Raw genomic sequence first — 8,595 nt, forward strand, 5'->3', positions numbered from 1 at the left:
TTTCCCTCCCGCAGGGCCGGCTGAACAATCTGCCGGTGCTGGAACATGAATTTAAAAATGGAATCAACGCCTGGCTGGGGTCTGTCCGCGGCTGCACCGCGATGCGTACGCTGGACGATATCCTAGCATATAACCGCCGGCATGCGCAAACCTGCCTGCGTTACGGACAGGATCTTCTGGAAAGCAGCAACCGCACCTCCGGCACGCTGCGGGAAGCCGACTATCTCCGGCAGCGCTTAGCGTTGACCCGTCAAACACGCACAGAAGGAATCGACCGGCTGTTGAAGGAATATCAGCTGGATTGTCTGATGACGGTTAAAATCACCGGTTATGCGCCGATTGCCGGATATCCCTGCGCCGCGGTCTGCGCGCAAAGTCCGGATCAGGGGACGCCGTGTTCCGTCTTGTTTATTTCTACGGCCTGGAGCGAAGAAACGTTGATCACCGCTGCCCATGCGCTTGAAACCAAACTGTGCGCCCGCCATGCCCCGATTTTCCAATAAAGTCAAAAAAAGCATATCGTCAGTTTCTGCGCTGAACGATATGCCTTTATTTTGGTTTGAATGTTCACAGCAGCAGCGACAGGATGACCGTAAAGATGCCGGTGATCCCGATCGCCAGTCCGGACAGGCCGCCTTCCTGTTCACCGATCTCAATCGCCTTGGACGTGCCCATCGCATGCGACGCTGTGCCCAGGGTAATGCCCAGCGCCACGCTGTTTTTAATCTTCAGTTTAGTGAACAACAGGGGGATCACGATCGAACCGAGAATTCCGGTCAGGATCACCGCCGCCACGGTGATCGCGGGCAGGCCGCCGCTGACCTCACACACGCTGACCGCAATCGGTGTCGTTACCGACTTCGGCAGCAGCGAACGGGTGATCAGCTCGTTTAAGCCAAAGATCCGGCATAGGAGTGTGACGGAAAGGATCGAGCTGAGCGCTCCCAGAAACGTTCCGATCAGAATCGCCGCCAGGTTCTGCTTCAGGATTTTCCGCTGATTGTACATGGGAATCGCCAGGACACACGTCGCCGGCGTCAGCATCATGGCGATGACGCTGCTGCCTTCCTTAAAATGGGCATAGGGAATTCGCAGAACTGACAGAATCCCAATCAGAATCAGAATCGAAACCAACAGCGGATTCAGCCATGTCTTCCGTGTGATCCGCTGCAGCCGGCAGGCCAGAAGATAAACGATCAGGCACAGACCCGTGAAGAAAAACGGACCGTTGAGCAGCTCGTTCATCGCGCCGACCCCCGCTTCTGTAATTTCGTGATCAAAAGGATGCTGCCGCAAGTTACCGCCGCAGTGATCAGGGTGCTGAGCACGATCACCGCCAGAATCGGAAGCAGATCATTTTGGATCGCCCCGAAGCTGTCCAGAATCGACACGCCCGCCGGAATGAAAAAGAACGCCATGTTGGCCAGGAGAAACCCGGCGAACCCGGAAATATCCTCGATCCGCAGCAGCGACGTCGACAGACAGCCTAATAACAGCAGCATCGCCACGATACTGCCGGGAAAAGCAAACGGCAGCAGGGCGCTGATCACCTCGCCCAGCCAGCACAACAGAAACACAATCGTGATTTGTTTTAAAATTTTCATAGGGGAAAAGAACCTCGCTTTAAAAAGATCGTTACCAGTATACCGGAAATAAAACCCCGGCGCAACCGGGATTTTTGAATGGAAGCGCATTCCTTGAGCAATTTTTATCAAAGTGATCACGGATGTGCGGAATTGCTTAAAAAACATTCGAAAGCACCGCTTTTCGTCCTGGGTTTCCTTTAAATTTAAACGCTGGTTTGTTATAATACATAGATGGAGTGAGAAGGAGGATGCCATGTTTCTAAAACGAATAGAAATGCAGGGCTTTAAATCTTTCGCCGATAAGGTCGTGATTCAGTTTGATCACGACGTCACCGGGATCGTAGGCCCCAACGGCTGCGGGAAAAGCAACATTACCGACGCGATCCGCTGGGTTCTGGGCGAACAGTCCGTGAAGTCTCTGCGCGGCAACGCGATGACCGACGTCATCTTTGCGGGCAGCGCCGACCGCCGAATGGTCAACATGGCTGAGGTTACCCTTGTCTTTGACAACAGCCGCCGGGATCTCAACAGCGAGCTGGATGAAATAGAAGTCACACGCCGGCTTTACCGCAATAACGGTGAAGCCCAGTATTTGATCAACCGCAACCCGGTCCGGTTAAAGGACGTTGTGGATCTGATTCTGGACAGCGGCCTGGGAAAAGATTCCCTGTCGATGATTTCTCAGGGCAATATCAGTTCATTTGCGGAAGCCAAGCCGATCGAACGGCGGGCGATCTTTGAGGATGCCGCCGGCGTCAGCAAGTACAAGAAACGCAAGCTTGAATCGCTGTCCAAGCTGGAGCGGACCAAGGAAAACCTCGACCGCACCCAGGATATCTTAAGCGAATTGGAGCGGCAGGTTTCGCCGTTGAAACGCCAGGCCCGCAAGGCTGAGATTTACAGGGAAAAGAAAGCACGTCTGCAGGAAATCGAGATCGCCGTTTTAGTCGAGGAGATCACGCATCTTAACCAGCAGATCGATGAAGCTGTCAAGACGCTGTTCGATATCGAGAATTCGACGACGATGCAGCAGACGACGATTCAGGTTCATGAAACGGCCAATCTGGAGGCCAAGAAGGATTCCAACGGTCTGGAAGTTGAAATCAACAAGCTGCAGGAAGAATTGATGCGCGTCATCAATGAAATCCAAACGCTGGAAACCCGCAAGATTGAGCTGGATGAAAAGCGGAAATACGCGATTGAGGTCGGCACGCGCGAGGAAAAAGCGAAGCAGATGCAGTCGTTATTGGAAGAAGCACGTTTTGAATACGAAGACCGGCAGCAGCGGCTGGATCAGCTGCAGCGGGATGTGGCGCTGCTTTCCCAACAGCTGTCGCAGACCGCGATGGAGCTGGCTGAAAACTCGCAGAAAAACGACGAGGCCGCCGGCATTCTGCGGCGGCTGCAGAACCGCAGGGAAGTTCTGGAAAACCTGGCTCGTCAGCCATTCAATTCGCAAGCCGGCGTCAAGGCTGTCATGGATTCCCAGGCGTTTCTGCCCGGCGTCTTAGGCGTCGTGGCGAAAGTGCTGGAACCGGAAAAAGGCTATGAGGAAGCGATCTCAGTCGCCTTAGGCGGCGCGATGTACAACATCGTGACCACCGACGAAGCCAGCGCCCGTCAGGCGATCAGCTTTTTGAAAAAGAACCAGAGCGGACGTGCGACGTTTCTGCCGATCCGGGTCTTAAAACCCCGCTGGATCGCGCAGGATCACCGCATCGTGGCGCAGAACACCGAAGGCTTCTTAGGCGTTGCCAGCGAGTTCATTCACTGTGATCCGCAGTTTGATTTAGTCCGTCAGTCGTTACTGCAGAACGTATTGGTCTGCGATACGCTGGAACATGGCAACAACCTGGCCGATTTATTAAAGTTCAGTTATAAAATCGTAACGCTGGACGGCGACGTCATCCACCGCGGCGGTTCGATGACCGGCGGCAAGGCCCGCAACAGTTCGTCCTTAATGACGGTTCAGCGTGAACTGGAAGAAATCACTGGAACGATTCAATCGCAGCAGGCGAAATGCCAGTTGGCGCAGAAGGCGCTGGATCAGTCCGGACGCCAGCGCTCTGAGCTGGAGCGGTCGCTGACGGAGAAACGGATCGCCAGCGCTCAGCTGGAACCGGTCGTCGACGCTAAGCGCGCCAAATTTGAACGCTTGAAAAACGATTACGAGCTGTTAGCGCCGGAAGCGGTAGACGGCGAGCAGGAAACGTTTGCGGATTCGCTGATCACATCGCTTAACCAGGCCTATTCCCGCCGGGATGAAATCACGACGTCCCTGTCCCAGAAGCGACAGCAGAAGATGAAGCTGACCGCCGACATCGAACGGCGCGAGCAGCAGATCCGGCAGATCCGCCGGGAACTGGAAACGGCGACCGCCAGCTCGCATGCGATTCAGCTCGACAAGGCGAAGATTGAAACACGCCTGGAAAACAACCTGGCGCGGCTGACCAGCGAATATCAGCTGACCTATGAATACGCCCGCACCAAGGTTGAGGAAAGCCACATTGAAAATGCGCGCGAGGAAGTGCTGCAGCTGCGCTCGGAAATTGAAGCGCTCGGCAACATCAACATGAACGCGCCGGAAGAATACACTGAGGTCAACGACCGGTACGAATTCATGCGCAAGCAGGTGGACGATCTGATCGCCAGCCGTGATAAAATCCTGTCGGCGATCGACGAGATGGACGAAGTCATGGTCCGACAGTTCAAGGACATGTTCGATAAGATCAACGAGGAGCTGGGCGATACGTTCCGCGCGCTGTTCGGCGGCGGCAAGGCCCGCCTGATCTTGGAGGATCCGACGGATTTGTTAAACACCGGCATCGATATCGACGTCCAGCCCCCGGGCAAGTCGGTTCAGAATATCCGGCTGTTCTCCGGCGGCGAAAAGAGCCTGATCGCGATCAGCGTGCTGTTTGCGATTCTCAAGGCCCGGCCGGTTCCGTTATGTATCTTCGACGAAGTCGAGGCGGCGCTGGATCAGGGCAATGTCGAACGGTTCGCCCGCTACATCAAAAACTTCAGCGAACGGACACAGTTCATCGTCGTCACCCATCGTCCCGGAACGATGGGGCAGTGCGACGTCCTCTACGGCGTCACAATGCAGAAGCAGGGCGTTTCGCAGATGCTGAAGGTCGAACTGACCGACGCGATTGAAATGGCCGAAACCAAGGAGGTGCAGCCGGCATGAGTTTCTTTGATACGCTGAAAGACAAATTTTCCAAGAAAAAAGACGGCGACCGCTATCTGAGCGGTTTCAACAAAACAAGCGACACGATGGGCAAAAAGCTCAACAAGATGGCGTTCGGCTTCAACGGCGTCACCGAGGATTTCCTCGAAGAACTGATGATCGTGCTGCTGGAGAGCGACGTCGGCATTCAGACCGCGGAGAAGATCTGCGATCAGCTGAAAACGACGGTCGATCAATACCGCTACGTCACGTTCAAGGATGTCATGGCCTTTCTGATGGAGATTATGCAGAACATCTATCTGGAAAGCACCGACGCGCCGATCGTGATGAATGAAAACGGTCCGACCGTGATCCTGATGGTGGGTGTCAACGGCAGCGGCAAAACCACGACGTGCGCCAAGCTGACCAAGCTGTATCAGAGTCAGGGCAAAAAAGTCGGCGTCGTGGCCGCGGACACGTTCCGGGCCGGGGCGATCGAGCAGCTGGCGCGCTGGGCCGATAAGCTCGGCGTCCCGTGCATCAAAGGCCGCGAGAACGGCGATCCCAGCAGCGTGCTGGTCGACGGCTGCCGCTATGCCAAGGAACACAACCTGGATATCCTGTTGTGCGACACTGCCGGACGCTTGCAGAACAAGGTCAATCTGATGAACGAGCTGGCCAAGATGCGCAAGGTCATCGGCCGTGAAATCGAAGGCGCGCCCCATCACGTATGGCTGGTGCTCGATTCCACAACCGGCCAGAACGGCTTATCCCAGGCCAAGATCTTCCAGGAGGTCACGGATGTGACCGGCATCATCCTGACCAAAATGGACGGCACCGCCAAGGGCGGCATTGTGCTGGCGATCAAGGATGTGCTGCACATTCCGGTCTATTATCTGGGCCTCGGGGAAAGGGAAGACGACCTCAAGCCGTTTGATCTCGATCTGTATCTTTACAGCATTTCGGAAGGCATCCGGGATGTCGGATAAAGAATTAGCTCAAACCGAACGAATGAATCTTTTGATCGATTTCTATGGTACGCTGCTGACAGAGAAGCAGCGCACGATTCTGGATTACTACTTTCAAGAGGATTATTCGCTGTCGGAAATCGCCGAGCTGCAGCAAACCAGCCGCAGCGCCGTGTACGATCTTCTGAAACGCTGTGAAAAGATTTTGGAAGACTATGAATCGAAACTTCACCTGCTGCGTCACTATCAGGTCCGCATCGCGCAATATGAAAAGCTGAAAGCGCTGCACATTGCCGAAGTCGACGCGCTGGTCGAGGTCTGTATGCAGACAGAATAAATGGAGGTACATATGAGTAAAGTTATTTCAGTCAACGCAGGCAGTTCATCCCTTAAGTTCCAGCTGTTCAACATGCCCGAGGAGGAAGTTCTGACTTCCGGTGTGGCAGAACGGATCGGTCTGGACGAAGGCATCTTCACGATCAAGGTCAACGGGGAAAAACATACCCAGAACCTGCCGATCAAGGACCACAAGGTCGCGGTCGAACTGCTTTTGGAAGCTCTGGTTAAATATCACATCGTCGAAACGCTGGATGAGATTTCCGCTGCCGGCCACCGCATTGTTCAGGGCGGCGCATACTTCGATCAGTCCGTCAAGGTCGATGCGGACGTCGTCAATAAAGTTGAGGAACTGGCACCGCTGGCGCCGCTGCACAATCCGGCGCATTTGATTTGTTACCGCGCGTTCTGCGAAGCGCTGCCGAAAATCGGTCACGTGTTCGTCTTTGATACGGCGTTCCATCAGACGATGACACCGGAATCCTACATCTTCCCGGTTCCGTACGAATGGTACACGGAAGATAAGGTCCGCCGCTACGGCGCTCACGGCACCAGCCACCAGTATGTTTCCCAGCGCACCGCGGAATTGATGGGCAAGGACATTGCGGATACCCGCATCATCACCTGCCACTTAGGCAACGGCGCTTCGATCACGGCGGTCAAGGGCGGCAAGTGCGTCAACACGTCGATGGGCTTCACACCGTTAGGCGGCATCATGATGGGCGGCCGCTGCGGCGACATCGATCCATCCGTCATCTGCCATATCATGGATAAGAAGGGCATTTCCCCGAAGGAAATGGACACGATCTTAAATAAGAAATCCGGCATGCTGGGCGTCAGCGGCATTTCCAGCGATGCCCGTGATATCGAAGACGCAGTGAAGCAGGGCAACGAACGCGCCATTCTGACCCAGGCTGTCTATGTCAACCGCGTGATCAATGTGGTCGGCGGCTACGTCATGCAGATGGGCGGCGTCGATGCGATCGCCTTTACGGCCGGCTTAGGTGAAAACGACACGAACCTGCGCCATCAGATCCTCGAGAAGATGGAAGAATGCCTGGGCTTGTCCATCAACTATGAACTCAACGATAAGACCCGCGGCAAGGAAGTCTGCATTTCCAATCCGGAAAGCAAGGTTCAGGTCTATATCGTTCCGACCAACGAAGAACTCGTCATCGCCCGCGACACTGTTCGTCTGTTAGGGTTATAAGCATGTTTGAAGGACTGTATTCCGCACTGGAGCAGTCTGAGGTCATTACACTTTACCGACATATCAATCCGGACTGCGATGCTTTAGGGAGCCAATGGGGGCTCGCCACCTGGTTAAAGCATCGCTTTCCTTTAAAAAGGGTGATTGTGCTCGGACATCAGAAAATGACCAACGGCTTGTTTCCGGACAGCGATGAAATTGATGACGAAACCATTCGGCAGTCGCTGGCGATCGTGCTGGACACGGCGAACGTGCGGCGGATTGACGATGACCGCTGGCAAAGCGCCCGGCAGATCATCCATCTTGATCATCATCCGCAGATCGAGCATTTCGCCGATCTTGAATATGTCATCGATCACTACGCGGCGACCTGTGAAATTCTTGCGGAATTTTTCAGCAACGTTGATCAGGAACCGCTGGAAACGGATGTCGCCGAATATCTGTACCGCGGTTTACTGACGGATACACTGAGCTTCAAGACAAGCAATACAACGGAACATACGCTCGCAATGGCTTCCTATCTGGCTCAGAGCGGCTTGAATATCCCGCAGATCAACCGCGATCTGTTCGACGTTCCGCTTAAAGAATATGAATTTGCCAGCGCGATCCGGGCCGAAGCTCAAATTCTGGATGATCATCTGATGATTTCCGTTATCGATCAGGCCTTCTTAGACCGCTGGTCGATGACGGCTTCCCAGGCAAAGGATCAAGTCTATCAGTTCGGCGGAATCCGCGAAATTGAGATCTGGGCGGTCTTTGCGAAGGATCACGACGATCAGGGAAACACCTGGTGGGCTGGTTCGCTGCGTTCCAAGACGCTGCCGGTCAACGACATCGCGATGAATTACCGCGGCGGCGGGCATAAGAACGCGGCTGGCTGCAAATGTCTGGACGATGCCAGTCTGAACGCACTGATCGCTGATCTGCGCCGGCGCTTAAAGGAGAATCAAGCATGACTCAATTCCATTTTAACTTTGATCCCAACGCCTTCAACCAATTCAAGACACCGCGCAAGCCGAAAATGAAGCCGGGAAAAGCCCATCTGACAGCTCTGGTGATCACGCTGGCGCTGGCTATCCTGATTGACTATGTGACGCTGCCGGCCTGGAATCTGCACAGTCCCTCGACCGTTATGCTCGTGGTCTTTCTGCTTGTCGTCTTTGGAATCAGCGATTTTATGCTGTCCGGCAAGTGGGCGCTGATCCAGAAATGCTGCATTTTCGGGGCAGGATTCCTGTTTGCCGCAATGCTGCTATTGATGTTTTTAGGCAGCGAGCTGCTCAACGCTGAGAAATACCGCGATCAGATCGAGATAAAAGACGT

General features: G+C 54.4%; 9 protein-coding genes. 7 read left to right on the top strand and 2 right to left on the bottom strand.

Going from position 1 to position 8,595, the window contains the following annotated elements; genetic code table 11:
* On the top strand, nucleotides 1-503 hold a 503-nt coding region (locus HOLDEFILI_RS15195), incomplete at its 5' end, for an amidase (protein WP_006060724.1).
* A gap of 64 nt (nucleotides 504-567) precedes the next feature.
* Here the strand turns inward: HOLDEFILI_RS15195 and HOLDEFILI_RS15200 are convergent.
* Both HOLDEFILI_RS15200 and HOLDEFILI_RS15205 read right to left on the bottom strand, forming a co-directional pair.
* On the bottom strand, nucleotides 568-1,245 hold the full coding sequence (locus HOLDEFILI_RS15200; RefSeq protein WP_006060725.1) for an LrgB family protein: 678 nt from the start codon (nucleotides 1,243-1,245) through the stop codon (nucleotides 568-570).
* Nucleotides 1,242-1,604, bottom strand: coding sequence for a CidA/LrgA family protein (locus tag HOLDEFILI_RS15205; RefSeq protein ID WP_039865273.1), 363 nt, complete (start codon nucleotides 1,602-1,604; stop codon nucleotides 1,242-1,244). The genes HOLDEFILI_RS15200 and HOLDEFILI_RS15205 overlap by 4 nt, the downstream gene beginning before the upstream one ends.
* Before the next feature lie 235 nt (nucleotides 1,605-1,839).
* Here HOLDEFILI_RS15205 and HOLDEFILI_RS15210 point away from each other — a divergent pair, with 235 nt between their 5' ends.
* From HOLDEFILI_RS15210 to HOLDEFILI_RS19935, 6 genes are all read left to right on the top strand, one after another.
* The gene (locus HOLDEFILI_RS15210; RefSeq protein WP_006060727.1) at nucleotides 1,840-4,779 is read left to right on the top strand and encodes a chromosome segregation protein SMC; all 2,940 of its coding nucleotides are present in this window, start codon (nucleotides 1,840-1,842) and stop codon (nucleotides 4,777-4,779) included.
* Nucleotides 4,776-5,747 carry a signal recognition particle-docking protein FtsY gene (gene ftsY / locus HOLDEFILI_RS15215; protein WP_006060728.1) on the top strand — a complete coding sequence of 324 codons (972 nt, stop codon included), beginning with the start codon at nucleotides 4,776-4,778 and terminating at the stop codon, nucleotides 5,745-5,747. Before HOLDEFILI_RS15210 ends, ftsY begins: the two co-directional genes overlap by 4 nt.
* The gene (locus HOLDEFILI_RS15220) at nucleotides 5,737-6,063 is read left to right on the top strand and encodes a putative DNA-binding protein (RefSeq protein WP_006060729.1); all 327 of its coding nucleotides are present in this window, start codon (nucleotides 5,737-5,739) and stop codon (nucleotides 6,061-6,063) included. The genes ftsY and HOLDEFILI_RS15220 overlap by 11 nt, the downstream gene beginning before the upstream one ends.
* Nucleotides 6,064-6,075: 12 nt before the next feature.
* Nucleotides 6,076-7,272 carry an acetate/propionate family kinase gene (locus tag HOLDEFILI_RS15225; RefSeq protein ID WP_039865131.1) on the top strand — a complete coding sequence of 399 codons (1,197 nt, stop codon included), beginning with the start codon at nucleotides 6,076-6,078 and terminating at the stop codon, nucleotides 7,270-7,272.
* A gap of 2 nt (nucleotides 7,273-7,274) precedes the next feature.
* Nucleotides 7,275-8,228 (top strand): DHH family phosphoesterase, encoded by a 954-nt coding sequence (locus HOLDEFILI_RS15230; protein WP_006060731.1) that lies wholly within the window; start codon nucleotides 7,275-7,277, stop codon nucleotides 8,226-8,228.
* On the top strand, nucleotides 8,225-8,595 hold a 371-nt coding region (locus tag HOLDEFILI_RS19935; protein ID WP_006060732.1), incomplete at its 3' end, for a hypothetical protein. The genes HOLDEFILI_RS15230 and HOLDEFILI_RS19935, both read left to right, overlap by 4 nt.

It is taken from the genome of Holdemania filiformis DSM 12042 (assembly GCF_000157995.1).
Classification (GTDB): domain Bacteria; phylum Bacillota_I; class Bacilli_A; order Erysipelotrichales; family Erysipelotrichaceae; genus Holdemania; species Holdemania filiformis.

Excerpts from the sequence above, each read along its gene's own strand:
- HOLDEFILI_RS15200 (WP_006060725.1), bottom strand. The coding sequence starts at position 1,245 with ATGAACGAGCTGCTCAACGGTCCGTTTTTCTTCACGGGTCTGTGCCTG.
- HOLDEFILI_RS15205 (WP_039865273.1), bottom strand. The coding sequence starts at position 1,604 with ATGAAAATTTTAAAACAAATCACGATTGTGTTTCTGTTGTGCTGGCTG.
- HOLDEFILI_RS15210 (WP_006060727.1), top strand. The coding sequence starts at position 1,840 with ATGTTTCTAAAACGAATAGAAATGCAGGGCTTTAAATCTTTCGCCGAT.
- ftsY (WP_006060728.1), top strand. The coding sequence starts at position 4,776 with ATGAGTTTCTTTGATACGCTGAAAGACAAATTTTCCAAGAAAAAAGAC.
- HOLDEFILI_RS15220 (WP_006060729.1), top strand. The coding sequence starts at position 5,737 with ATGTCGGATAAAGAATTAGCTCAAACCGAACGAATGAATCTTTTGATC.
- HOLDEFILI_RS15225 (WP_039865131.1), top strand. The coding sequence starts at position 6,076 with ATGAGTAAAGTTATTTCAGTCAACGCAGGCAGTTCATCCCTTAAGTTC.
- HOLDEFILI_RS15230 (WP_006060731.1), top strand. The coding sequence starts at position 7,275 with ATGTTTGAAGGACTGTATTCCGCACTGGAGCAGTCTGAGGTCATTACA.